The organism is Natrinema sp. H-ect1, from assembly GCF_041821105.1.
Classification (GTDB): domain Archaea; phylum Halobacteriota; class Halobacteria; order Halobacteriales; family Natrialbaceae; genus Natrinema; species Natrinema thermotolerans.
On sequence record NZ_JBGUBA010000013.1, the window covers coordinates 61,915 to 84,279 of the forward strand.

At 66.5% G+C, this 22,365-nt stretch carries 23 protein-coding genes; 9 read left to right on the forward strand and 14 right to left on the reverse strand.

What is annotated here, in order from left to right:
* Positions 1 to 131: 131 nt before the first annotated feature.
* From ACERIM_RS17560 to ACERIM_RS17585, 6 genes are all read right to left on the reverse strand, one after another.
* Positions 132 to 1,058 carry a hypothetical protein gene (locus ACERIM_RS17560; protein ID WP_006648718.1) on the reverse strand — a complete coding sequence of 309 codons (927 nt, stop codon included), beginning with the start codon at positions 1,056 to 1,058 and terminating at the stop codon, positions 132 to 134.
* 57 nt (positions 1,059 to 1,115) lie between these two features.
* Positions 1,116 to 3,305 (reverse strand): AAA family ATPase, encoded by a 2,190-nt coding sequence (locus ACERIM_RS17565; protein WP_373633626.1) that lies wholly within the window; start codon positions 3,303 to 3,305, stop codon positions 1,116 to 1,118.
* 67 nt (positions 3,306 to 3,372) lie between these two features.
* Positions 3,373 to 4,206 (reverse strand): MBL fold metallo-hydrolase, encoded by an 834-nt coding sequence (locus ACERIM_RS17570; RefSeq protein WP_373633627.1) that lies wholly within the window; start codon positions 4,204 to 4,206, stop codon positions 3,373 to 3,375.
* 140 nt (positions 4,207 to 4,346) lie between these two features.
* The gene (locus ACERIM_RS17575) at positions 4,347 to 5,099 is read right to left on the reverse strand and encodes a hypothetical protein (RefSeq protein WP_373633628.1); all 753 of its coding nucleotides are present in this window, start codon (positions 5,097 to 5,099) and stop codon (positions 4,347 to 4,349) included.
* 219 nt (positions 5,100 to 5,318) lie between these two features.
* Positions 5,319 to 6,368 (reverse strand): diphthamide biosynthesis enzyme Dph2, encoded by a 1,050-nt coding sequence (dph2, locus tag ACERIM_RS17580; protein WP_006648721.1) that lies wholly within the window; start codon positions 6,366 to 6,368, stop codon positions 5,319 to 5,321.
* 53 nt (positions 6,369 to 6,421) lie between these two features.
* On the reverse strand, positions 6,422 to 7,000 hold the full coding sequence (locus tag ACERIM_RS17585) for a HoxA-like transcriptional regulator (RefSeq protein WP_373633629.1): 579 nt from the start codon (positions 6,998 to 7,000) through the stop codon (positions 6,422 to 6,424).
* 191 nt (positions 7,001 to 7,191) lie between these two features.
* On the opposite strand from ACERIM_RS17585, the gene ACERIM_RS17590 reads away from it, so the two are divergent.
* Both ACERIM_RS17590 and ACERIM_RS17595 read left to right on the forward strand, forming a co-directional pair.
* Positions 7,192 to 8,115, forward strand: a complete 924-nt coding sequence (locus ACERIM_RS17590) for a permease (protein ID WP_373633630.1) — start codon at positions 7,192 to 7,194, stop codon at positions 8,113 to 8,115.
* Positions 8,116 to 8,212: 97 nt separating this feature from the next.
* On the forward strand, positions 8,213 to 9,247 hold the full coding sequence (locus tag ACERIM_RS17595) for a hypothetical protein (protein ID WP_006648724.1): 1,035 nt from the start codon (positions 8,213 to 8,215) through the stop codon (positions 9,245 to 9,247).
* A gap of 57 nt (positions 9,248 to 9,304) precedes the next feature.
* On the opposite strand, the gene ACERIM_RS17600 is transcribed toward ACERIM_RS17595, so the two are convergent.
* Complete coding sequence (locus ACERIM_RS17600; RefSeq protein WP_006180859.1) at positions 9,305 to 9,475, reverse strand: zinc finger domain-containing protein; 171 nt, start codon at positions 9,473 to 9,475, stop codon at positions 9,305 to 9,307.
* 189 nt (positions 9,476 to 9,664) lie between these two features.
* Here ACERIM_RS17600 and ACERIM_RS17605 point away from each other — a divergent pair, with 189 nt between their 5' ends.
* Both ACERIM_RS17605 and ACERIM_RS17610 read left to right on the forward strand, forming a co-directional pair.
* Positions 9,665 to 10,057 (forward strand): hypothetical protein, encoded by a 393-nt coding sequence (locus ACERIM_RS17605; RefSeq protein ID WP_006648725.1) that lies wholly within the window; start codon positions 9,665 to 9,667, stop codon positions 10,055 to 10,057.
* Complete coding sequence (locus tag ACERIM_RS17610; RefSeq protein WP_006648726.1) at positions 10,058 to 10,714, forward strand: METTL5 family protein; 657 nt, start codon at positions 10,058 to 10,060, stop codon at positions 10,712 to 10,714.
* A gap of 235 nt (positions 10,715 to 10,949) precedes the next feature.
* On the opposite strand, the gene ACERIM_RS17615 is transcribed toward ACERIM_RS17610, so the two are convergent.
* On the reverse strand, positions 10,950 to 12,803 hold the full coding sequence (locus tag ACERIM_RS17615; RefSeq protein ID WP_373633631.1) for a rhomboid family intramembrane serine protease: 1,854 nt from the start codon (positions 12,801 to 12,803) through the stop codon (positions 10,950 to 10,952).
* A 161-nt stretch (positions 12,804 to 12,964) separates the two neighbouring features.
* Here ACERIM_RS17615 and ACERIM_RS17620 point away from each other — a divergent pair, with 161 nt between their 5' ends.
* Complete coding sequence (locus ACERIM_RS17620) at positions 12,965 to 13,249, forward strand: DNA-directed RNA polymerase subunit L (RefSeq protein ID WP_006648728.1); 285 nt, start codon at positions 12,965 to 12,967, stop codon at positions 13,247 to 13,249.
* Between the two features lie 81 nt (positions 13,250 to 13,330).
* Here ACERIM_RS17620 and ACERIM_RS17625 read toward each other — a convergent pair whose 3' ends face one another.
* The 3 genes from ACERIM_RS17625 to hisF form a co-directional block, all read right to left on the reverse strand.
* Positions 13,331 to 14,209: a hypothetical protein gene (locus tag ACERIM_RS17625; protein WP_373633632.1), complete on the reverse strand. Its 879-nt coding sequence runs from the start codon at positions 14,207 to 14,209 to the stop codon at positions 13,331 to 13,333.
* A gap of 156 nt (positions 14,210 to 14,365) precedes the next feature.
* Positions 14,366 to 15,190: a hypothetical protein gene (locus ACERIM_RS17630; protein WP_373633633.1), complete on the reverse strand. Its 825-nt coding sequence runs from the start codon at positions 15,188 to 15,190 to the stop codon at positions 14,366 to 14,368.
* Between the two features lie 84 nt (positions 15,191 to 15,274).
* Positions 15,275 to 16,090 (reverse strand): imidazole glycerol phosphate synthase subunit HisF, encoded by an 816-nt coding sequence (gene hisF, locus ACERIM_RS17635; protein WP_373633634.1) that lies wholly within the window; start codon positions 16,088 to 16,090, stop codon positions 15,275 to 15,277.
* A 143-nt stretch (positions 16,091 to 16,233) separates the two neighbouring features.
* On the opposite strand from hisF, the gene ACERIM_RS17640 reads away from it, so the two are divergent.
* Positions 16,234 to 16,422, forward strand: coding sequence for a hypothetical protein (locus ACERIM_RS17640; RefSeq protein WP_006648732.1), 189 nt, complete (start codon positions 16,234 to 16,236; stop codon positions 16,420 to 16,422).
* Between the two features lies 1 nt (position 16,423).
* On the opposite strand, the gene ACERIM_RS17645 is transcribed toward ACERIM_RS17640, so the two are convergent.
* Positions 16,424 to 16,654, reverse strand: coding sequence for a ribbon-helix-helix domain-containing protein (locus ACERIM_RS17645; RefSeq protein WP_006180851.1), 231 nt, complete (start codon positions 16,652 to 16,654; stop codon positions 16,424 to 16,426).
* Between the two features lie 263 nt (positions 16,655 to 16,917).
* Positions 16,918 to 17,217, reverse strand: coding sequence for a hypothetical protein (locus ACERIM_RS17650; RefSeq protein WP_049905537.1), 300 nt, complete (start codon positions 17,215 to 17,217; stop codon positions 16,918 to 16,920).
* Between the two features lie 299 nt (positions 17,218 to 17,516).
* Between ACERIM_RS17650 and ACERIM_RS17655 the strand changes: the two genes are divergently transcribed.
* The 3 genes from ACERIM_RS17655 to menD are packed head-to-tail and all read left to right on the forward strand — an operon-like array spanning position 17,517 to position 21,330.
* Positions 17,517 to 18,113, forward strand: coding sequence for a sulfite oxidase-like oxidoreductase (locus tag ACERIM_RS17655; protein WP_373633635.1), 597 nt, complete (start codon positions 17,517 to 17,519; stop codon positions 18,111 to 18,113).
* Positions 18,114 to 18,164: 51 nt separating this feature from the next.
* Positions 18,165 to 19,508: an isochorismate synthase MenF gene (locus tag ACERIM_RS17660; RefSeq protein WP_373633636.1), complete on the forward strand. Its 1,344-nt coding sequence runs from the start codon at positions 18,165 to 18,167 to the stop codon at positions 19,506 to 19,508.
* Positions 19,509 to 19,512: 4 nt separating this feature from the next.
* On the forward strand, positions 19,513 to 21,330 hold the full coding sequence (gene menD, locus ACERIM_RS17665; protein WP_373633637.1) for a 2-succinyl-5-enolpyruvyl-6-hydroxy-3-cyclohexene-1-carboxylic-acid synthase: 1,818 nt from the start codon (positions 19,513 to 19,515) through the stop codon (positions 21,328 to 21,330).
* 27 nt (positions 21,331 to 21,357) lie between these two features.
* On the opposite strand, the gene ACERIM_RS17670 is transcribed toward menD, so the two are convergent.
* A complete protein-coding gene (locus ACERIM_RS17670) occupies positions 21,358 to 22,335 on the reverse strand; it encodes a DnaJ domain-containing protein (RefSeq protein WP_373633641.1) in 978 nt (325 codons plus the stop codon).
* Positions 22,336 to 22,365: the final 30 nt, after the last annotated feature.

A 22,365-nucleotide genomic window follows, 5' to 3' on the forward strand; every position in this document is an offset into this window, starting at 1 on the left:
TCCCCGTCCGTTCGAAACGACGACCCACTCACCAATCGAACAGCCAGTCGCCGCCATCGAGCCGTCGGCTTCCGTGTAGCGACGGCTCGAGCGCTCTCAGATCGGCGCCGAGTAACGTGGCCGGCTCCGATTTAGTGACCGACGGCGAGTTCGGTCTCGAGGTCGCCGCCGTTCAACAACGAGCGGACGAACGCGACCGTTTCGGTCGTTTCCGCGGTGTTTTCCAGCAACACGGTTTCGCTGGGGAATAGCTGCTCGCCGAGCAGGAGGCCGTGATCGCGTGCGGTCGAGCCGGTCACGGTCAGGTAGACGCCGAGGCCCGTCTCCGCGATCGCCGCCTCCTCTTCGCGACCCTCTTCCGGGTAGCGAAACTCGATGCCCTCGAGCGCTCGGGTTCCAAGCACTGCCTGGACGAGCCGTTCGTATCGCGGTTCGATACAGAGCGGTCCTTGGTACGCCTCGAGGAAGTCCCGATCGAGCGAGCCTTCGGACGGTGCGACTTCGGGCGTCGCCAGCAGCGTGTGATAGACGGTATCGCCCATTCCGGTGACGACCTGCACGTCGGTATCCGAGGGGTTGATCCGGGCGTTGATGTCGGCGATCCGGTTCAGCGGCTCCGCTCGGAGTTCGACGACCTCCTCGAGAACCAGATCGGCACTGTCGAACCCGAGGGCGAACTCGTGAGTCCGGAGCGACCGGAACGGTTCCTCGCGACCCACGAGTTGGATCGCCGCGCCGTCGGGTGCGCTCTCGACGTGGGAAAGCGGGATCGTGACGCTATCGAAGACGATCCGACGGGGCTTGCCGGCGCGGTCGTCACGCAAGAGCGTGTATTCGGGCGCAGTCGGATCGTCGACGGTGCTGTAGGCGGCGAGACGATGGTAAACGTCCTCCTCGTCGGGGTCGATCGTCCCCTTCGTGAGCGCCTTTTCGTGGCGAAGCGTCGACGTGATATCGTCCGCGAGGTCGGGAACGTCGAGCCGGTCGGCCAGCCGGTCCAGTACCGACTCGAGCGGTCGTCCCTTTCGCGGCACAGCGATCGGTATCGTCTCGCCCATCGAGCGACTGTCGACCGGCGACGGATAAACGAGTTGTGTTTCCGAGGCGAGACGCCGTCAGTCCGAGAACATCGACCCGAGCTGGTCGCGCCACTCCTGAATGTCGGTCACGTCCGCACGCACCGTCTCGACGTCGTCCGCGAGGTCCTCGATATCGTCCTCGAGATCCTCGACGTCGTCTTCGACGGACTCCACGTCATCCTCGACCCCGTCGACATCGTCTTCAAGCTCCTCGACATCGTCCTCGATGGAGTCCATGTCGTCCTCCACGGTTTCGAGATCGCCCGCAACCGTCTCGACCTCGTCGTCGACGGACTCGACGTCGGCTTCCACGTCCGCGAGGTCGGCCTCGAGGCCCTCGACGTCGTCGTCGACGGCGTTTACCTCCGACTGGAGATCGCCGTTCCAGTCGCTGAGATCGTCGACGTCCGCGGCGACCTCGTCGACCCGCGAGGTGGTCCCCTCGAGTCGGTCGTCGACGGACTCGATTTCGGCTTCCAGCGCTTCGAGATCGGACTGGAGATCCTCGATGAGCTGTGCCCCCGTCCCGTTCTCCTCGAGGAACGTCTCGAGGGCGTCGGTGTAGGCGGCCACTTCCTCGACACGGGACTGGAGGTGATCGACTTTCGCGATCTCGGCACCCGTGGGCTCGACGTCGAGTTCGGCACGGATCGCCTCGAGATCGTCGTCGTCGACGTTGCCTTCGCGGATCTCGGTCGCGAGCCGTGTGGCGACGGAGCCGGTGAACTCCGGTGCCGGATTCGGGGCGGCGTCGGCCGTCGCGGCGGCGTCCTCGACCGGTGGCTCGTCTTCGATTCCGGCCGTCACACCGTCCTCATCGGCTGTCGAGTCGGCGTCGACCTCGGGCTCGGATTCGGTGGCCGGCTGCGTATCGGGCTCCGGCTGTGACTCCGCCTCGAGATCGGTGTCGTCGGTCGCTTCGCCGTCGGGTTCCTCATCCGTGTCTGCCTCGAGGTCACTGTCGGCAGTGGTTTCAGCGTCGGACTCAGCAAGGGATTCGTCGTCGGCCGCTTCGGAGTCCGGTTCCGCGTCGGCTTCCGCCGACGCCTCGAGCGCGTCGTCGGATTCCTCGGCGGCCGTGGCTTCGTCGCCGTCGTCACTCGCCGTCTCGTCGGCTTCGGTCGCAACGTCGGGCTCGGACGGGTCAGCATCGTCCGCCGCCAGGTCGATTTCGGGCGCGTCGCCGGCATCGTCTTCCTCGGCCACATCGTCAGCGTCGCCTTCGTCGGCATCGTCGTCGATGTCGAGTTCGATCGCGGCGTCGTCGTCGGCTGCCGTCTCGTCGTCGGCTTCGGCAGCCGCTTCGGTCGCGGTGTCGGCCGCAGGGCTCGAGTCGTCGGCCTCGTCGCCGAGATCGAGATCGACGCTGGGCTCGTCCGATCCGTCCGCCGCATCGTCTTCGTCCGCCTCGCTATCGATCTCGAGGTCCTCGTCGGTCCCTATCTCGATCCCGCCCTCGTCGGCCCCGATCGAAAGGCCGGCATCGTCGTCAGCAGCCGTGTCCTCGTCGGGCTCGGGGATCTCCTCGTCGTCGAAGCCGAGATCGATATCCGGCGTTTCCTCCGTCTCCTCGTCATCGTCGGTATCGGCCGTCTCCGGCTCGGGATCGACGTTCTCGAGGTCGAGGTCTAGCCCCGCCGACTCGTCGTCCTCCGCCTCGGCGTCGGCGGATTCGGCGTCGGTTTCGGCGGCCGTTGTGGTCGTCTCGTCGGCCACGTTCTCCGCTTCGTCCTCGAGTCCCGGTACCGAGTCGGAATCGCCGGAGATCATGTCCTTGACGGCCTGATTGCGGTCCTCCGAGACGATGTTGCCGATGACTTCGTCGTCGACCTCGTCGGCCGTGTCGGCGGCGTCGTCGCGGGCGCTGAGATCGGCGATCGCGGGCTCCCCGAGAAACGCCGTCGCGCGGCTCTCGTCCTCGAGTTGGATACCGTAGACAGTCAGGAGCGTCTCGTCGGGCTCGAGGGTGGCCGTGAACTCGACGTGGTGGTCCTGATAGGCTGTCCAGTCGTCGCTGTGGTAGTCGGGATGGAACCCGACCTTGTCCATCGGGAACGATTCGGGGATGTCCTCGGAGAGTTGGAACGTGACCGGCTCGTCACGGTCCGATTCGATCTCGAACCGGATCGCGGGGACGGGGAACTCGTCCGCTGCGAACGTCTTCCGGACGGTTACCCCATCGGCACTGACCTCGATCACGTCGTCCGTATCGGCGGTGCTACTCATATGAGACCAACGTTACCATACCATTATTATAAAACGTGCGGACGGTCCGACGCCTGGTTTCCCCAGCTCAGAGGTCGACGCGATCGCCGATCTCGACGATCTCGAGGTCCCGTGGGGAGTCGAAGCTTCGGGCGTGGTGGTGCAGCGTCGTCGGGTCGGCGGTCAGCCCCTTCCACATGTCCCAGTGGCTCGGGAGCAACCGGTCGGCGTCGATGGCGGTGGCGCACTCGATGAGCTGGTTCTCGTCGTTGTACCAGCGGGTCCGTTTCGGCTCGCGGGTCTGCTTGTCCGGAATTCGGCCGACGGTGCCGAAAGCGAGCGCCGCGAGGTCGATATCGTACTCGTCGCCGACCCGTTCGAACTCGTCGGTCGGTTTCGTATCGCCGCCGTGGAAGAAGGTGCCCGCGTCGTGGTCGATCACGTAGCTCACGGGGTGGGTCGCGTCGGGGTCGTTTGCCACCTCGACGTGGACGGTGAACTCACCGATCTCGAGCGTGTCGCCCTCGGCGACTTCGGTCAGTTGCTCGTCCGAAACGTCCCAGTCGTCCGTCCAGGCCTCCTCCTCGCGTGCGACGGCGACGCTGTCATCCGGGCCGTAGAAGGTCGCGTCCGTGGTCTCGAGGATCGGGGCCTGACTCGCCCCGTGAACGTGGTCGGTGTGTTCGTGGGTCGCGAGGACGGCGTCGGCGGCCGCGACGTCCGCGGGATCGAACGGGACCGGAATCATCCGGATCGTCCGTGGCGGATCCCCCAGGCCGAGATAGGGGTCGATAAAGACCGTCGTTCCCTCGCTGCCTTTCAGAACGAAGCCGTTACAGCCGAGATACCAGATCGCCACGCCGTCGGGGGTCGCGTCCGCGACGTCGCGAACGAGCCAGTCGTCCCAGTCGCTTTCGATCATACTCGAGGATGCGGACAGCGACCCGGTAAGTGTTGTCGTCTCGGCCGATGGAGCGTCCGCTATCGGATCGGGTTCGACGACCGCGAGAGACAGTCAGAGAGACGGACGGGCGGGGTATCGGCGGACGTGATCGGACACGGTTAGAGCGGGAACGGCGAGCGGCGGGCGTCCGGCGCCGCATCGGCGTCGGTACTGGCGGTCTCGATCGCCGGCGTCCCGTCGGTGGATCGAACCCACTCGGTGCGAACGCGCGGATGGCCCTCGTAGGAGACCCGACCCGATTCGTCGTCGTAGCCGATCAGCGTGGCCTCGTGCAACAGCGGCAGGTGGACGTGAACGAGGGCGGTACGGACCTCGTCGACGCGGTCCTGTGTTACCTCGTGCCCGACTGCGTCGGCCTCCGCGGCCGCCACGGCCCGAGCGAGCGCCGCCGTCGTGACGGGCTGGTACCGATCGCCGAGTATCGCGAGGGTCCGTCGCCTGCGTTCGTCGGCGAGGGCCTCGAAGAGGGCATCGAGGGTGGTCGCCTCGAGGTCGCGGTTCGAGCCCGAGAGCGCGTCCGCGAACACGGTGTCGTCCAGCAGTTGCTCGTTGGGGACCCGAACGACGTCGTCGTCCGTCTCGAGCAGTCCCGCGTCCGTCAGCCGCGGGAGCAGCTTGTGGTGGAGTTCGACGAGCGCCCGCTGCTGGTCGTCCGCCGAGACATCGTGGCGGCGTGTATCCGCTGTTACCGCCGCGAACTCGGCCGCAAGGTCGTCTTTCCCGATCCCGTCCCCGTCCGGCGATCGCTCGTGAACGAGCCGGAGGAGCGTTCGTCGACGAGCGTCGGCGAGGGCGGCGAAGCGATCGGTGTGACCGGCGGCCGCGGATCCGCTCGAGGCTGAGTTACTCATCGACTACTGGTCGGGGACTAACGGGCAAAAGGGTGCTTCCAAACAGATTTGGAATCAGTCCCTCATTATGGCCACTTTGCTTTACATTCTACCAGATACTGCTATTTAGTGCTGTACGTAGCGAACTCTTTCGATGATAGCAAAACGAATGTCTACCACACAGTATTGTCAGACGAGCCTGAAACACGCCGACGCTGTACGGAGACAGAGGAAAAAGCGTTACCAGGTGCCGTGGAACGTGTCGAAGGAGAGTTCGTCCAGGGGCTTGTTGCCGACCGCGATCTCGTACTCGCCGGGCGTGAGCATCGGCTTGTGGAACTGCGGGCCGTCGTCGGTCGTGATCCGCGGACAGCCGGTGTTGACGAACGCGTCCATGTCGAAGTTCCGCAGGCGGTCCGGCGTCACCTCGTCCATCGTGATGAGGTAGGCGTCGTCGTTATCCTCGAGGATCTCCTGGGCCTGCTCCCAGCGGCCCTGCCCGATCTTGGTACAGAAGATGACGCCCCACTTCTCGGCGTCCATCGCGCGGTGGACGGCACCGTAGCGCTGTTTCATGAACTTCTCCGTGTCGGCGACGGTGACGACGTTGTTGACGGGGTCGGCGATGACAACGTGCTTGTCGGGATACTCCATCGCCAATCCGAGCGGGTGGAACTTGCCGCCGCCGACGTAGAGGACCTGATCCGCAGGGACGTCCGCGCTCGCGTAGTTACAGCCCAGGACCTGTCCCTCGTGGGTCAGCCGGTCGTCGCCGCGGCGGCTGTGGACCTCGTAACCCCGCTCCTCGAGGAAGGCAGCCATCTCCTCGTAGCGGTTCATGTGCTGGGCGGTCGTCACGAGGCCGACGTCTTCGGTCTCTTCCGGCGGCTCGAGGGTGTCGAGCGCGTCCTCCATGATCGGCGTGACCTCGACGTTCGAGAACAGCGGCACGTAGATCACCTTGTCCGTGTCCTTCATCGGCGAGTGGCCGAAGTGAACGAACACGTCGGTGCGTTTCATCAGATAGGTGTCGAGGTCGCAGGCACCGTAACAGGGCTGGCCCGAGAGCATGAACGTCACGTCGTCGTCGGCCAGCTCCCGGAGGTCGTCGGCGACGGACGGCCCTCGTCGTTTCAGTCCCTCGGGGAACTGCAGGCCGACCTTCGTGGCGTCTCGCTCCTCGATCGCGTCGACGATCGTCTCGAGTTCGTAGTCCCACTCCCGGTCGTGCTTGAGCTGCATTCCGGTGTTCCGGAGGTCCCCTTCAGTGTACTCCGACTCCTGACTCATTAGCACTGCTTGCGCCCACGAACGTATAACGCCGACGCTTCTGGTGGACCGGCTTACGACCGCTCGCGGACCCCCTCGGCTCGAGCGGGTTCGCCGTACGTGCAGGTCCCGAACGCGGCCCGGAAGTCCTCGCCGTCGAAGCCATCGAGCAACGCGTCCACCGTCCCGAGCAGTTCCTCGAGACGGTTCCCGTCCGATGTGTCGCGGTCGGTGTCGGTCCCGGTATTCTCGGGAGCGTCGCCGGCCGCGAGAGCCGCGCATTCGTCGATCAGCTCGTCATAGCGGACCCGACACAGCAGTCGATCGACGGTCTCACACAGTGTGGCGTTCGAAACCGGTTCGGTGAGTTCGACGGCCGCCGTGCGGTCGCGGTCGGGCTCGTCGTCCCCGCGAAGTATCGCCATCGCGTCTCCCGCGCCCCTGCGTTCGACGGCTCGCGCGACGACAGTTCCGTCGGCCGTTCGCAGACTCCGTCCGATCAGGGCCACGTCGACGGCCTCGAGTCGCGCGAGCGCGTCGGACCCATCGGTCGTCGTCTCGACCCGGTACGCCCCCGTGAGCCACGAGCGGTACTCGGCGACCGCGTCGGGGTCGGTGGCCGCGATGAGAACGGTTCGCTGTGCGTCAATCATTACTCTCGTTCTCTGCTGCCGGCTTGGATATCAAACTATGGACACAACCAATACTATTTACATGTGTCGGCGTGTATCCAACCGGAACGCCCTCGAGAGCGATCGTGTCGGCCGATCGGCCGGGATGACGGTCCTGCCGACTTCGTTTTGCGTCCCAACAGTCATAGTACTGGAGCGTAAACAGGGGGTTAATGGCAGCGGAACAGGCCACAGACGGCTATCTCTTCGACCTCTATCGTCGATACATCGGTGAACCGGAGGACCGGACCGACGTTTACGTTGGGTTCGGATTGTTCCTCGGTGGGATCGGACTCGCACTCGTCGGACTGCTGCTTTTCCTGTGGGGGAACACCTACGACGCCCGCACCGCGGGTTACGTCGCGTGGGTCGGCCCCGCGTACGCGCTCGCGATGACGGCCCTTCCCGTGACGATGCTCGGTATCGTCGTCCTGTTACCCTCGGAGCGGCGGATGCAGTACGCCTCTATCGCCGGCGTCGCCGTGACCATCGCAGCGATAATCGGCTTCCTCGTGGCCTACCCCGGCGACTGGAACGGGTACGGCAACGACTACACCGTCCCGATCATCGCCACCTACGCCGTCGGGCTGGCTGCGATCACCGCCTCGACCGGGGCGGCCCTGATCGCCCACTACCTCGATATGGCACAGCAGGCCGACGCCGTCGCGGTCGAGGCCGACGACGACGACGATGAACCGGAACTGACCGACGACGAGATCCAGCAGGACATCGACGACGCGATGGAGGGCGTCGAACTCTCGTGGGGCGGTGTCGAGAAGACCGAACACAAGCGACTGAACTTCTCGAGCGACGATCTCGGCGATGTCGAGATCGACACCGACGCCGGGACCACGACGACCCGTTCCTCGGGCGTCGACCAGCAGGTCGCCGGTCTCAAAGGGCTGAAAGGCGGCGAAACGAAACAGACCACCTCGAGTTCGACGGTCGACGACCAGACGGCGAAACTCAAGGAACTGCGCGAACAGCAACGCGCGGAGGAACTCGCGACGGCCGACGAGGAAAGCGCCACCGAACGCGTCACAAAGCCCTTCGAAGGGTTGCTGAATCGGGTTCGTTCGCTGGTAAAACGGGATTAACGCGACCGTGCGGCAGTAATTAATTCTTACTTCGGTGCCGGTAAAGAGAGGAATTAATGCACATAGATTTATAATCCGTCGGTGGCCTTCCCCACACATGGCCAAAGGCCTGGACGTCGGTACGATGAACATCCTGTCAGCACAACAGGATGGGAACGACACGGTTTTCGTGCAACAGCGTAACTCCTTCGTCGAGATCGAGTACTCGGACATGGCCGAGCAGATGCTCTCGCGAAGCGAAGTCCTCCACATTCGCAAGGACGACAAGGTCTACGTCGTCGGCGACGACGCCCTGAACTTCGCGAACATCTTCAACAAGGAGACCCGTCGGCCGATGAAACACGGGATCCTCTCGAACGACGAGCAGAGCGCGATCCCGATGATGAAACTCATCATCGAGCAGGTCGTCGGCGAGCCCGCGTATCCGGACGAGAAGCTCTACTTCTCGACGCCCGCGGACCCGATCGACTCGGACCTCTCGACGCTGTACCACCAGAAGACGATCGAATCCTTCCTCGACGACATGGGCTACGACGCCGAGCCCATCAACGAGGGGATGTCCGTCATCTACTCCGAACTCGCGGACAACAACTTCACCGGTCTCGGGATCTCGTTCGGTGCCGGGATGACGAACGTCTGTCTGGCCTACTACGCGGTGCCGGTCATGAAGTTCTCGGTGGCCCGCGGTGGCGACTGGGTCGACGAGCAGGCCGCTCGCGCAACGGGCACGCCCGTGGACAAGGTCACCTCGATCAAGGAAGACGACTTCGAACTCGACTTCACGACCGACGTCGGTGGCGTCGAGGGGGCGCTCTCGATTTACTACGAGAACCTGCTCGACTACGTCATCGAGAACATCGTCAAGGAAGTCGACGAGGAAGACGTCGAGGAAGGCCTCGACGTTCCCGTCGTCGTCACCGGCGGGACCTCCAGCCCGAGCGGCTTCGAGGCCCTGTTCAAGGACCACCTCGAGGAGGCGAACATTCCGTTCTCGATCAGCGGCGTCACGCACGCGAACGAACCGCTGTACAGCGTCGCTCGCGGTGGTCTGGTCGCGGCCCGTTCCGACGAGGACGTCGATCACGACGACGGTGGCGACGAGGAAGCGGAAGCGGCGGCTGCGAACGAATAGCGACACCCCACAGTCGATTTTTTCGGCGACGCGGTCGAGCAGTCCCGACTCGAGTCGCTACTCCTCGTAGAAGCGGTTGAACGCGTCCCGCCAGGATTCGGGGTCCTCGCCGACCGGTTGGTGTTCGACGGGAACGTCGGCGAACCCACAGTGGGGACACGTGACCGTAGACGCGTCGCCGAGTGAGAGTTCCTCGATCGCTCCCCCACACCGTGGACAGTCGTCCATACCTGATACTTTCACGGACCTGTCTTAACTCTATTCGAACCTCTCGCGAAACGGAGACGTCGAGGTGCCCGCTGGACAAAGCGGCCGCGGCCGCCGTCACACTGTGACGATACCGGGCCAGTCTGCGACCGTGTATTACTACTACGCATCCAGAAAGCTTTTTGTATGCAGTCTATGTATTAGTGTGTAATGAGTACGACGTCCCCCAACCCCGCAGTCGAACGCTGTCAACCCGCCGATGCGACTCCCGTCTCCCTCGAGGCCGCGACCCTCGAGTCGACCGCCCCCGAGTACCTCCGCGATCTCAAGGCCACCCTGACCGCCGAGGGGATGGTGCCGGCCGAACTGATCGTCGAGGCGTGTTTCGACGCGGACTGCTCGCTGGCGACCCAGGAGGAGGTGGATCGGATCCGGGGCTACGTCCGGGCCGGGTCCTTCCTCGGCGTCGGCACGGTGACCGTCAGCGTCGGCGATGTCGCCGACCCGGAGAAGGTCCGGCCCGCGCTCGCAGCCTGTGCCGAACGCGCCGATCGAGAGGGGCTCGCCTTCGATCTCGAGGGCTCGCTCTCGCTCGCGGAATAAATGGCCGGCCCGTCACGGCGGACGCTCGCCCGTCGGCTCGAGTCGCTCGCGGACTTCGCCGACCCTTCGCCCGCCCTCGAGCAGTATCTCACCCCGGCGGAGCTGGCTGCCCACCTCTGCCATCTCGCCGGGCTCCAGAACGATCTCGAGCGGCCGGTGATCGATCTGGGGACCGGCACCGGAATGCTCGCGATCGCGGCGTCGCTGGCCGGTGCCGACCGGGTCGCGGGGATCGACGTCGATCCGGACGCGCTCGCGCTGGCCCGGGAGAACGAACGGACCGCGCTCGAGGGCGAGGGAGCCGCCGACGGCAACGATCGAGCCATCGAGTGGCTCCGGGGGGACGTGAGCCGGCATCCGTTCGCGACGACCGGGGCGACCGTCCTCTCGAATCCGCCCTTCGGTGCCCAGCGGGGGAACCGTCACGCGGACCGGGAGTTCCTCGAGACGGCCAGCGAGATCGCCGCGGTCTCGTATACGATCCACAACGAAGGGAGCCAGGAGTTCGTCGAGTCCTACGCCGCGGACGCCGGCGGCGAGGTGACCCACGCGTTCCGGGCCGAGTTTCCGATTTCGAATCAGTTCGAGTTCCACACCGAGGCCGAGGCGACGCTCGAGGCCGAGGTCTTCCGGATCGAGTGGTCGTCTCGAGCGTAATCGGTCGCCGCGGTCGCGGTCATCGCTGCCGCGAAAGGGAAACGAACTGTCGTTTGGTCGGCGGATACCGAACCCGGAACGGGCACCGCTCTCATACTGGCAACACGGAATTTCCACGCCCTCCCCAGCCGATTCACTCGCTCCGTTCGTCGCTCGTTCATCCCTCGCGCAGTGTCGACCCGCGGTTCACCGGTGGTTCACCGCGGCCCAGCGCGCGCCACCGCAGAGGGAGAGATCAGTAGCCGTTGTACGTCTCCTCGCTGGCGATGGCGACCCGCGTTCCGTCGGCCGCCGCGTAAACCGTCTCGTTCTCGCGTTCGAACGTCAGCCCGCCCGCCGTCGCCGTCTCGTTCGCGGCCGGAATCGCCGTCGTGGCGGGCTCCGTTCCGTCCGCGGTCACTGAGAGGACGAACTCGCCGCCGTCCGAGCCGACGGTCACGTTTCGGCCGGCGATCCGGGCTTCGGCCCGCGAGTCGTTGGATTCGTGAGCGAGTCGCCGCTCCCCGCCGTCGGGCCGAAGCCAGACCTGATAGACCGTGTCGTTGCCGACCGGTTCCCAGCCGGCCCGCTCGACGTGGACGGCTTCCCGCCAGCCGGCCCCGCCGACGTAGACGGTCTCCTCGCCGGTAGCCGAGAGCCGCTGGGCGCTGACCGCCTCGAGCCACACCTGACGGCGCTCGCTGGCGACGATCACCCCGCTCGACTCGAGGCCCTCGTCGCTCTCGATAGCCTCGATGCCGATCCCCGAGACGAGCCCGTTGGGGACGCCCTCGACGTACTCGACGGTGTAGTCCTCGATCCGAACGGCCGTGTCGGTGGTCGCGCTCGCGTCCTCGACGACGAGGAAGTTGGCGGGGACGGCGACGCCGGCCAACAGCGCGAGGACGCCGATCACCGCGAGGACGGCCACCTGCTTTCGGGACAGCGCCGCCAGCGAGCCGCCGTCAGCCGCCCGGTCCCGGGTACCGCCGGCGAGTTCGCGAACCCGCTCGAGGCGGTCGTTACCGGGCCGGTCGTCGCCGTCGTCGGCGCGGGCCAACTCGAGGGGCCGGTCGATCGCACGGTCGCCGTCCGTCTCGAAAGCGTCCGGCGCTGATCCGGGGACCGCCTTCGCGAGCCGTCGCGGGACCGCCGGCCGCTCGGAGGCGGTGATCGCCAGGGTGACGACCAGTGCGAGGACGGCCACGACGACCACGCCCGGTCCCTGATAGAGGAGATACGTGTTCTCACCCCCGAACCAGTAGATCGCCCACAGCCCCTTCGCGAAGCCGAACAGGAGGACGGCCAGCCAGAGCCGCAGCGGGTCCGGGCGTCGTCCCCGTCGCTCGAGCAGAACGATCCCGAGGACGAACCCGATGAAAAGCCCCAGTGCGTGGCCCTGAATCGCGATGCCGGCCCACGACGGTGCCGACGGCGGACTGGGTTGGGCGGTGTAGACGTAGATCGGGTTCTGCAGTGCGGAGTAGAGGCGCAAAATTGCACCCTGAATGCCGAGCGTGGCGACGATCGTCACGATCGGGTAGTGAACGATAGCGAAGCCGGCGAAGGCAAAGACCACGCCCGAGAAGCCGATCACGGGGCCGAGCGCGAACAGGCTCGTTGCCAATCCGACCGCGATGACGGCCAGGGGAAAGCAGACGAAGGCCCGGACTCGCGGGTTCCGGTACAGCGAGCCGGCCCGTCCCGCGGCGGCATCGGCTGCCGCGTTGCCGTCGGTCGGATAGTGACCCCAGGCGTACTCGGCGAGCGGTGCGACGACGATCGTCCCGGCCAGATTTCCGAGCAGGTGACTCGGCCCCGCGTGGGAGAACGACGCCGTGACCATCCCCAGCGGGTAGAAATACGACCACGTCCGGAAGGGGATCGTCACCGGGTCGTCGAAGTCCGTGATCCCGCCCTGGACGAACAGATAGACCGCGAGAACGACGACGATCACGAGCAGCGAGCCCCACGGCACGCCGAGGACGAACCGCGACCGGAGGCGGTCGCGCCAGCGTCGCGCCGGCCGGTGGAGTCGCCTGACGACCGCGACCGACCCGAGCAGCGTCGCGGCGACGAGGACCGTCAACAGGGCCGCAACCGAAACCATATCGCGTGGTTCGAACGGGGGCGTATAGTGATTTGCCTTCGGCGAACCGTCGGCGTTGCGTCGTCCGCCCCCGATCTCGAGGCGGCGGTGGGACGGCCGCGGCCGACCGTACAACGGCCGCTTCGAAAGGTACAAGCGGCCGACGGTCGGACCCATACAGCATGGAACTGCGGGTCACCGAGAGTACCGACGACGAACTCTCGATCGAGATCGCCGGCGAGGATCACACCTTCATGAACGTACTCAAGGGCGCCTTGCTCGAACACGACGACGTGAGCGCGGCGACCTACGACGTCAATCCCGAACAGTCGGGCGGCCAGACCGAGCCGATCCTGACGATCAAGACCGAGGGCGGGGCCGATCCGCTCGAGTGCCTCGAGGAGGCGGCGGTCACCGTCCGCGAAAAGTCGACGGCGTTTCGCGACGCGTTCGAAGCGGCGGCCTGAAGCGGGTCGAGGACTCGATCGAACAGTCGTCACGGCCGCGTTTTCGTATCGTTTGCGACGGACCGAGAGCCGAGTCCGAACTCAACACGCCACGTAGAAGACGTACACGTCGTCGTTTGGTGCGACGTGGATGTCCATTCCTTCGGCGTCGTACCCGGTACGGACGTTGTCGCCGAACTGCGAGGAGAGCAGTCCGTCGGCGATGTCGGCGGCCAGGGCCGACTCGTTTCCGTACTCCGCGAGCGAGAGGTCCGACACGACAAGCGGTGCGCCGACGACCCGATCGTTGCCACAGTCGTGCCCGAACTCGTCGGGATCTGCCGCGCCGGGCTCTCTGTCTCCGAACTCGGCGGCGACGAGTCTGCGGTTCCGGTGTTCCACGAAGGCCGCCAGCCCGTCGTCGTATCGCCGCCCGTCCGAGCCGCCGCGCTCGTCCTCGAGTCGGTCGTGAATCTCGGTCTCGGTCGTCTCGAAATCCAGCCCGGCCGCTTCGTCGGCCTGGCCCGGCGCGTCGGGCGGCGAGGGTGGGCCGATCCCGGGCAGGATCGACGGCGAAACGATCCCCGTCGCGAACAGCGCGACGACGACGCCGATGACGGCGAAGATCGGCAGATAGGGCGTGGCGACCTCGAGCCAGCTCGGCGTCTCGAGGTCCCGCTCGACGTCCGCGTAGGTCTGCTCGACCCGCTCGAGGTCGGGGTTGCCACAGCGCGAACACGGCGGGGTGTTCCGGACGTGTTCCCGACCGCAGTTCGTGCAGGCCCAGACGTAGTCCGGGCCGGTCTCGACGGTCCCCGACGGAATCGGCTCGCTGCCGCCGCGGTTGCCGCCGCTGCGGTCGTCGTCGTCGGTGTCGTCGACCTGGACGATCGCCTTCTCGAAGGCGTTGTGGCCACAGTTGTCACAGGGCGGGTCGTTTTCCGCGTGCGGTTTGCCACACCGCGTACACCGCCATTTCACTGTTCGAACGGCAGGACTGCGAAGGAATAAGCGTACTGGGGAGTCGACCGAGCGACTGCTGATCCCCGTTCGAGTTCGCCGATTCGACCCTCACCCGACGCGCCGATACCGGATCCGTTGACATTCTCCAGTCGGAATCGGCGAGCGAACCGGACGTTAGCACGCCGCATAGAAGACGTAGATCGATCCGTCGACGACGTGGATGTCGAGCCCCTCGCCGTCGTATCCGGAGCCGGTAACCTGATCGCTCGGGGCCATAACCACCGCGAGGTCCGCCGCGAGCGATTCCGCGTCGTCGTACTCACTCACCGAGAAGCGGACCGGTACCCTGCCTGCGGTCGGTTCGCCGCGGCAGTCGACATCGAAGTCACTCGAGTCGACCGAGTCCACTTTCCTGCCCTCGTACTCGTGGGCCACGAACGCTCGGTTGTGGTACTCCGCGTACGCCGCGAGGCCGTCGTCGTACGCCCGCGCGTATTCTCGGTCCGCCTCGAGGCGTTCGTGGACCAGTTCTTCGGTCGCTTCGAGGTCGATACCGGCCGCTTCGACGCCGCTTCCAGGGGCATCAGGTGGCGACGGCTGACCGATTCCGGGAAGCATCGATGGCGAGACGATTCCCGTCGCAAACAGCGCCGCGATCAGGACGACGACGGCGACCACGGGTAGGTACGGTTTCGCGACTCCCAGCCAACCCGGGACATCGAGATCGCTTTCCACGGCATCGTACGTCTGCTCGGTCTTCTCGAGGGTCGGATTGCCACAGCGCGAGCAGGGCGGATTGTGTTTGACGTGTTCACGACCGCAGTCCGTACAGGTCCAGACGTATGTCGGCCCCGTGTCGATCCCCTCGGTCGGCGACTCCCTCGCCTCGTCGCTCCCCTCTCGGACGACCGCCTTCTCGAAGGCGTTGTGACCGCACTCGTCACAGGGCGGATCGTTTTCCGCGTGCGGTTTGCCACACCACGCACACCGCCATTTCATCAACCCTATCTGTATAATAAAATAATATAAATATGCCGATAGGGGACGGTGCGGACAGATCGAACGGGAGTCGCTCGGTCCCGATCAGCGCCGGACGGGAACGCCGCGCTCGTCGAGATAGGCCTTCGTCTCCTCGATGGAATACTCGTCGAAGTGGAAGATCGACGCCGCGAGCCCGGCGTCGGCACCGGCCTCGGTGAAGACGTCGTACATGTCCTCGGGACTCCCACAGCCCGACGAGGCGATCACGGGCGTATCGACGGCGTCACAGACCGCCTCCGTCAGCGGGAGGTCGTAGCCGTCCTTGGTGCCGTCCTTGTCGATGGAGTTGACGAAGAGTTCGCCCGCGCCGCGGGCCTCGGCCTCGGCGGCCCACTCGAGGACGTCGATTCCGGTCCCCTCGCGGCCCCCCTTCTTGGTACACTCGAACCAGCAGGACTCGCCGTCGATCTCGACGTAGTGTTCCCCCTGCTCGTCGAAGCGCCGTCTGGCGTCGACGCTGATGACGATACACTGGCTGCCGAAGGCGCGTGCCCCCTCGTTGATCAGTTCGGGGCGCTCGAGCGCGCCAGTGGTGATCGAGACCTTGTCCGCGCCGGCCCGCAGGGTCTCCTTGATGTCGTCGGTCGTTCGGATCCCCCCGCCGACGGTGAGCGGGATAAAGACCTCGTCGGCGACGCGTTCGACGACGTTCAGCATCGTTTCCCGGCCGTCCGCGGAGGCGGTGATGTCGAGGAAGACGAACTCGTCTGCCCCCGCGCGATTGTACGCGCGGGCCATCTCGACCGGGTCGCCGGTGTATTGCAGGTCCTCGAAGTTGACGCCGGTGTAGACCGCCGGGTTCCCGTCCTCGTCGAGATCCACGTCGATACACGGGATGACGCGTTTTGTCAGTACCATGTGGTCGTTACCCGACCGTTCGCGCCCGGGATAGTAAAGGGGTCTGGATCGGGCGAATTCCACTCGATGGGTCGCCGTCGGCAGCGCGGCCGCTCGAGACCCGTGTCGGTGATCTTAAGCGGTCGAGCCGAGAACACGCGAGTATGACGGACGACAGCGACACCGCAACGGAGGACGACACGGGAGCCGACGTCGGCCACGACCCCGCGGCCGACCGGACGACCGCACCGATGAGCGACTTCTCGGCGGGGGAAGCGCTGACCGGTGCGCTCGTCGCACTGGTCGGCATTGCGATCGCGTTCGGAATCCCGCTCCTTACGGTCGGCGTCTAGGTTAGAAGACGTACTCGTCGTCGTGGCCCATCATCCCGTCGTCTTCGAAGCCGGTACCGCCGGTTCCAGCCCCCTCCTCTTCGTCCGATGGGCCGCTGGTCTTGTACGCCTTGATGCCCGTCGATAGGAGGTCCTCGATCGCCTCCTCGCGGTTGACGAACTCGCCGCGCTCGACCATCTGGGCGATCTGCATCTCGAGGTGTTCCGGTATGGTGATCTCTACTTTCGGCATCTGATTCGGCTTTCGGCGAGGGGGTATTTAGGTTTGACGGGGACTCTACACCAGTCGAAACCGATCGGTCAGGCAGCCGAAACGAGACCGCGTTTCAGTCCCACAAAACCGAGGACGTGTGTGGGATCGGCAAGCGACGGCAGTCGGATGGCACTGTCTCGTACGGTTTGCTGTACCGAGTTCCCGGTGAGGACGGGCGGTCACGGCCCCACCGGCAATGGCGGACAGTAGACCGTCTCAGTTCGGGGATCGAGACGACCGACTCAGCGGTTGCCCATCATCGAGTCGAACGCGTTCTTCAGGGTCGTACCGGGTTGGGTCAGCGTCTCCAACTGTTGGCGCATCTTGCGCTGGTTGAAGTAACTCGCGAACGCGAGGATCGTCGGGGGCCAGAGGCCGACGAACGTCCCGAGGTCGCGCTCGCCGCGGATGAAGAAGTAATACAGCGAGAGTCCGACCGAGGCGGCTGACGCGACGAACGCCGGCCCCATCGCCTGCTCGCCCATCTCTTCCGGTTCTGTGTCTGTCATTTCTCGTTCCGTTAACTGTTGTCTACTCGCCATGCGATCGTACCCTCGGCGAGACCGTACTAAGGGATGGCGAGGGTTTCGACGGAAACTATCGAGTTGCGGTCACGCCGCGACCGTTTCGATCAGTTTCGACCCCGCTCCCGTCTCGGGAATATTGCCTTTTTCGAGCGACAGCCTGTCGGCACCGACCCGCTCTCGAGTCTCGGCTCGAGTCACCGGTCGACGACGGATCGGTGACCGGCCGACGCTGCCCAGCCGCAGCCGCGACGGCCATCCGCGGGGACGGCGATCGATGGCGTCACATCTACGTCCGTTCGACCGTACGGACGGATATGGACGCGACCGACGTCACGGATCTCTATCAGGAATTCGGCGACGAACGGCTGCCGCCGGGACAGCGCGAAACGACCGCCTTCCCGGTCCTCTCGAAGAGCGGGACGCCCGACTGGGACTTGGAGACCTGGGAGTTCACCGTCACCGGCGCAGTCGAGGAGGAACTGACCTTCTCGTGGGAGGAGTTTCGCGAACTGCCGTCGGTCACACAGCGTCAGGACTTCCACTGCGTGACCGGCTGGAGCAAGTTCGACTGTTCGTTCACCGGCGTTTCCTTCCCCGAACTCGCCGAGCGGGCCGGCGTCGACCCGGAAGCCGTCCACGTGATGTTCTCCGGGCTGGACGGCTACACTACGGATCTGCCCCTCGAGGACTGTCTGCGCGAGGAGGTCCTGTTCGCGTGGGCGTTCGACGGCGAGCCCCTGCCCGATGACCACGGCGGTCCACTCCGGGTGGTCACGCCCCACAAGTACGCCTACAAGGGTGCCAAGTGGGTCGATGGCGTCGAGTTCCTCACCGAGCCCCAGCGGGGTTACTGGGAGCGGCGTGGCTACTCCCAGACTGCGAACCCGTGGGAGGAGCAGCGATACAGCTGATCGATTCGCCAATAGTCAGGCTGAAGTCCGGCCGGTCCTGACGTGCGATCGATGGATCGATCGTCGGGCGACAGTCGACTGGCGGGCGGGACGAACGGGGCCGACGGCGCTGCCGATCTCGTCAGTCGGAGCCGCGAACTCGAGGGGGTCGCTGCGGACGCGATCCTCGACGGCAGCGCCGCCGCCCGCGTCCAGTGGGCCACGCCCGACGGGCTGGAACTGGTCGGGCGAGGGATCGCAGCCGAGTTCACCGCCGGCGGAACCGGTCGCTTCGACCGACTCCGCGACCGGGCGAACCGGGTGTTTTCCGGGCTCGTTCACGACGGACCGGAGCCGGCCCGTCCGCGGGCCGTCGGCGGTGTCGCCTTCCATGACGGCCACGAGCCGATGCCGCCCTGGACCGGGTTCCCGGCAGCGTCGTTTATCGTGCCGCGAGTGCAGGTCGTGCGGACCGACGACGGCACCTGGCTCACGGCCGTCGGCGATCGGGCCGGCGAGGCCGACGACCGACTCGAGCGCTGGCACGACCGCCTGACGGTCTCGCCGGGGACGGGGCCGAGCGGCTCGACGCCCGGCGTCGCCGCGACCCGGCGGACGACCTCGCCAGCCGAGTGGACGACGCAGGTCGACACCGCCCTCGAGCGGATCGCTGACGGCAGGCTGCGGAAGGTCGTTCTCGCACAGGCGCTGTCGGTCGAACTCGAGGGGCCGATCGACGTCGCGGCGACCCTCGAGCGGTTGGGCCGACAGTACCCGAACTGCTATCGCTTTTCGATCGGTCACGGCACCGGCGGCACCTTCTTTGGCGCGCCGCCGGAGCGGCTGGTCTCGAAACGCGGCCAGCGCGTCGAGACCGAGGCGCTCGCCGGCTCGGTACCCCGCGGCGAGACGCCGGCCGAGGACGAGGATCACGTCGAGCGCATGCGCGGTGACGAGAAGTTCCAGCACGAACACGGGCTCGTCGTCGACGCGATCCGCGAACAGCTCGCGCCGCTTGCCCGCGACCTGACGGTCAGCGAGCAGACGATCCGCCGGCTGGCGACGATTCAGCACCTACAAACGCCGATCGAGGCGACGCTCTCGGGCGATCGACACGTCCTCGAAATCGTCGAGGCGCTCCATCCGACCCCCGCGGTCGGCGGCGTCCCGCCGGACGCGGCCTGGGAGACGATCCGCGAGACGGAGTCGTTCGACCGGGGCTGGTACGCTGCCCCGGTGGGCTGGTTCGACGCCGACGGCGACGGCGAGTTCGCGGTCGGACTCCGCTCGGGCGTCGCGACCGACGAGCAGGTCACCCTCTTTGCGGGCAGCGGAATCGTCGCCGACAGCGATCCCGACGAGGAGTGGGACGAGGTACAGTTGAAGTTCCGACCGGTCCTCGACGAACTCAGATAGACCGATGACGGCACCGAACCGCGCGACCCTGTGGGGCCGCGTGCTGGCCGACGAACTCGCCAAAAGCGGCCTCGAGGCCGTCTGTCTCGCGCCCGGGAGCCGCTCGACGCCGCTGACGGTTGCCTTCGCGGAACACGAGGATATCGACGTCTACTCGCATCTCGACGAACGCTCGGCGGCGTTTTTCGCGCTCGGACGTGCGCGACGCACCGGCGAGCCGACGGCACTGGTCTGTACCTCGGGCACGGCCGCGGCGAACTTCCACCCCGCCGTCATGGAGGCCGATCGGGCCCGCGTTCCGCTGCTCGTGCTGACGGCCGACCGGCCGTCGGAACTGCGCGACAGCGGCGCGAACCAGACCGTCGATCAGGTCAAACTCTACGGCGACGCGGTCCGATGGTATACCGAACTCCCCGAACCGGAGGCCGACGAGCGGAAAGTGAGAAGTCTACGGACCACTGCGGCCCGTGCGCTCGCCGAGACCGGCGGCGTTCCGCCCGGACCCGTCCACGTCAACTGCCCGTTCCGCAAGCCCCTCGAGCCGATCGAGGTACCCGGCGACGTGCCCGACGCCTTCGCCGAGACGACGGCCGGCCGGGGGCGTGACGGGCCGTTCGTGGAAACCGCGAGCGGCCGGCAGCTCCCGGACGACGCGGACCGCGACCGGCTGGCTGCGGCACTTGCAGACGCTGACCGCCCGCTGCTCGTGGCGGGGCCGGCCGATCCGACGACGCTTCCCGTCCTCGAGCCCGCTGCCGTCACGCGACTCGCGGAGCGGCTGGGCGCGCCGATCCTGGCGGACCCCCTCTCGGGGCTGCGCTTTGGCCCGCACGTCGACCGCGAAAACGCGAACTCGCTACCGCGAACGATCTACGGCGGCTACGACACCTACGTCGGACAACTGCCGCCGCCGGACGTCGTCCTTCGGTTCGGTGCCTCCCCCACCTCGAAGCCGCTCCGTCACTGGCTGCGCGACGCCGACGCCCGCCAGTTCCTCGTCGATCCCCCCGGAAAGTGGCGCGAGGCCACCTTTACCGCGACCGATCTGCTAGCGGCCGATCCCACGGCCGTCGTCGACGGACTGCTCGAGGCGCTCCCCGACCGGGACGGCCGTTCCGAGATCGACCGCGACTGGCGCAAGCGCCTCGCGGCGGCGGAACGTCGCCACTGGGCGATCCGCGACGAGGCGCTTGCCCCGGACGCACTCGAGACCGACCCCTTCGAGGGGGCGATCCTCGCCGACGTGTTCGCGGCCGCGCCGGATCCGGCGACGGTGTTCGTCTCGAACAGCATGCCGATCCGGGACGCCGACCAGTTCGCCCGGCCGCGGGCGGCCGAGCTGACGGTACTGGCCAACCGCGGGGCGAGTGGAATCGACGGGATCACCAGCACGGCACTCGGCGCCGGCAGCACGACCGACGAGCCGCTGGTACTGGTCACCGGCGACCTGGCCTTCTATCACGATTCGAACGGCCTGCTCGCGCTCGAGCGCTGTGGCGTCGACGCCACGATCGTTCTGCTGGACAACGACGGCGGCGGCATCTTTCACGAACTGCCGATCGAGGAGTTCGAGCCGCCCTTCACCGACCAGTTCAAGACGCCCCACGGCCTCGACTTTGCCGCGCTCGAGGACGTATACGACCTCGCGTTCGAACGCGTCGCGCCCGCGGATTTCCCGGCCGCCTATCGCCGGTCGCTCGAGACGCCGGGCACCCAGGTTCTCTCGGTCGCGTTCGACTCCGAGGCGAGTCATCGGCGGCGTGACGCCCTCGCAGACCGCGTTACCGACGCGGTTGCGACCGACCTCGAGAAGGACACGTAACTCCCGCTTTCCGCCCGATTCCGTTCGCTACGGTTGCAGGACCCACCACAGCACGACGGCGTAGCCCAGCGGAATCCAGACGAACCCGAGCGCGAACAGGCCGAACAGCGATCCGAGCCCGACCGGCGACAGCACCGCGATCCCGAGCGGGAACAGGATGCTCCACCCGCCGAAGACGCCGATCGCCAGCCGCGGTATCGTCAACAGATACCCCACCAGCGCGAGCGTACAGCCGGCGAGGACGACGTTGACGGGCAGCGAAAAGAACGGGGTGAGACTCGCCCAGACGAGCAGCGGGTACAACACGGCGACGGCCCCGACCGATGTCGCCGTCGACCGATCGATCCGCCGGCCTTCCCACTCGAGGTCGATCTCGTCGTCCCAACCGTGAACGGAGTAACTGAAGCCGTCATCCGCCGTCGCGTCGTCGCTCTCGGTCGAACCTGCCGACTCGTTCGACTCCGCTTCATCGTCCGCGCCGAAGGGCCAGTCGCCGGTCGCCTGCCGCGTGGCCCGTTGCTGGCGGCGTCGCGACCGCTGGCGGGCGTGGTGGCTCGAGGTTCGACCCCTCGTTCCGTCCGTGGCCGTCGTGTTAGCGGCCCCTCGAGCGCGGCCGGTCCGGCGGCCCGTTCGCCGTCCGGTCGTCGCGCCGCCGGTTTCCGTTCCCGCCGTCGCGTTCGTGCGGCCGCCCGTCGGGTGCGAGCCGGTTCGCTCGGTGGTCCGGTTCGAACCGTCGTCGGCAGCCTCGCCGGTCGCGTCGTCGCGTGCGGTGCCGTCGGCGAGTCCGACGTAGGCCTCGTGACCGAGTCGGTCGTAGCGGGCCCGTTCGTCCCCGTCGGTCAACACCGATCTGGCAGTCTGGACCCGCTGGAACCGCTCGGCTGCGTCGTGGGCGTCGGAGTGGTCCGGATGAGTCTCGAGGACGCGATCGCGGTAGGCCGACTCGATCTCGTCGGGAGTGGCGTCCGGGTCGACCCCAAGGACCTCGTAGTAGGTCTCCCCCATCGGGTAGCCGATCGGTCGGACGGGTGAAAA

Excerpts from the sequence above, each read along its gene's own strand:
- ACERIM_RS17560 (WP_006648718.1), bottom strand. The coding sequence starts at position 1,058 with ATGGGCGAGACGATACCGATCGCTGTGCCGCGAAAGGGACGACCGCTC.
- ACERIM_RS17565 (WP_373633626.1), bottom strand. The coding sequence starts at position 3,305 with ATGAGTAGCACCGCCGATACGGACGACGTGATCGAGGTCAGTGCCGAT.
- ACERIM_RS17570 (WP_373633627.1), bottom strand. The coding sequence starts at position 4,206 with ATGATCGAAAGCGACTGGGACGACTGGCTCGTTCGCGACGTCGCGGAC.
- ACERIM_RS17575 (WP_373633628.1), bottom strand. The coding sequence starts at position 5,099 with ATGAGTAACTCAGCCTCGAGCGGATCCGCGGCCGCCGGTCACACCGAT.
- dph2 (WP_006648721.1), bottom strand. The coding sequence starts at position 6,368 with ATGAGTCAGGAGTCGGAGTACACTGAAGGGGACCTCCGGAACACCGGA.
- ACERIM_RS17585 (WP_373633629.1), bottom strand. The coding sequence starts at position 7,000 with ATGATTGACGCACAGCGAACCGTTCTCATCGCGGCCACCGACCCCGAC.
- ACERIM_RS17590 (WP_373633630.1), top strand. The coding sequence starts at position 7,192 with ATGGCAGCGGAACAGGCCACAGACGGCTATCTCTTCGACCTCTATCGT.
- ACERIM_RS17595 (WP_006648724.1), top strand. The coding sequence starts at position 8,213 with ATGGCCAAAGGCCTGGACGTCGGTACGATGAACATCCTGTCAGCACAA.
- ACERIM_RS17600 (WP_006180859.1), bottom strand. The coding sequence starts at position 9,475 with ATGGACGACTGTCCACGGTGTGGGGGAGCGATCGAGGAACTCTCACTC.
- ACERIM_RS17605 (WP_006648725.1), top strand. The coding sequence starts at position 9,665 with ATGAGTACGACGTCCCCCAACCCCGCAGTCGAACGCTGTCAACCCGCC.
- ACERIM_RS17610 (WP_006648726.1), top strand. The coding sequence starts at position 10,058 with ATGGCCGGCCCGTCACGGCGGACGCTCGCCCGTCGGCTCGAGTCGCTC.
- ACERIM_RS17615 (WP_373633631.1), bottom strand. The coding sequence starts at position 12,803 with ATGGTTTCGGTTGCGGCCCTGTTGACGGTCCTCGTCGCCGCGACGCTG.
- ACERIM_RS17620 (WP_006648728.1), top strand. The coding sequence starts at position 12,965 with ATGGAACTGCGGGTCACCGAGAGTACCGACGACGAACTCTCGATCGAG.
- ACERIM_RS17630 (WP_373633633.1), bottom strand. The coding sequence starts at position 15,190 with ATGAAATGGCGGTGTGCGTGGTGTGGCAAACCGCACGCGGAAAACGAT.
- hisF (WP_373633634.1), bottom strand. The coding sequence starts at position 16,090 with ATGGTACTGACAAAACGCGTCATCCCGTGTATCGACGTGGATCTCGAC.
- ACERIM_RS17640 (WP_006648732.1), top strand. The coding sequence starts at position 16,234 with ATGACGGACGACAGCGACACCGCAACGGAGGACGACACGGGAGCCGAC.
- ACERIM_RS17645 (WP_006180851.1), bottom strand. The coding sequence starts at position 16,654 with ATGCCGAAAGTAGAGATCACCATACCGGAACACCTCGAGATGCAGATC.
- ACERIM_RS17650 (WP_049905537.1), bottom strand. The coding sequence starts at position 17,217 with ATGGCGAGTAGACAACAGTTAACGGAACGAGAAATGACAGACACAGAA.
- ACERIM_RS17655 (WP_373633635.1), top strand. The coding sequence starts at position 17,517 with ATGGACGCGACCGACGTCACGGATCTCTATCAGGAATTCGGCGACGAA.
- ACERIM_RS17660 (WP_373633636.1), top strand. The coding sequence starts at position 18,165 with ATGGATCGATCGTCGGGCGACAGTCGACTGGCGGGCGGGACGAACGGG.
- menD (WP_373633637.1), top strand. The coding sequence starts at position 19,513 with ATGACGGCACCGAACCGCGCGACCCTGTGGGGCCGCGTGCTGGCCGAC.
- ACERIM_RS17670 (WP_373633641.1), bottom strand. The coding sequence starts at position 22,335 with ATGGGGGAGACCTACTACGAGGTCCTTGGGGTCGACCCGGACGCCACT.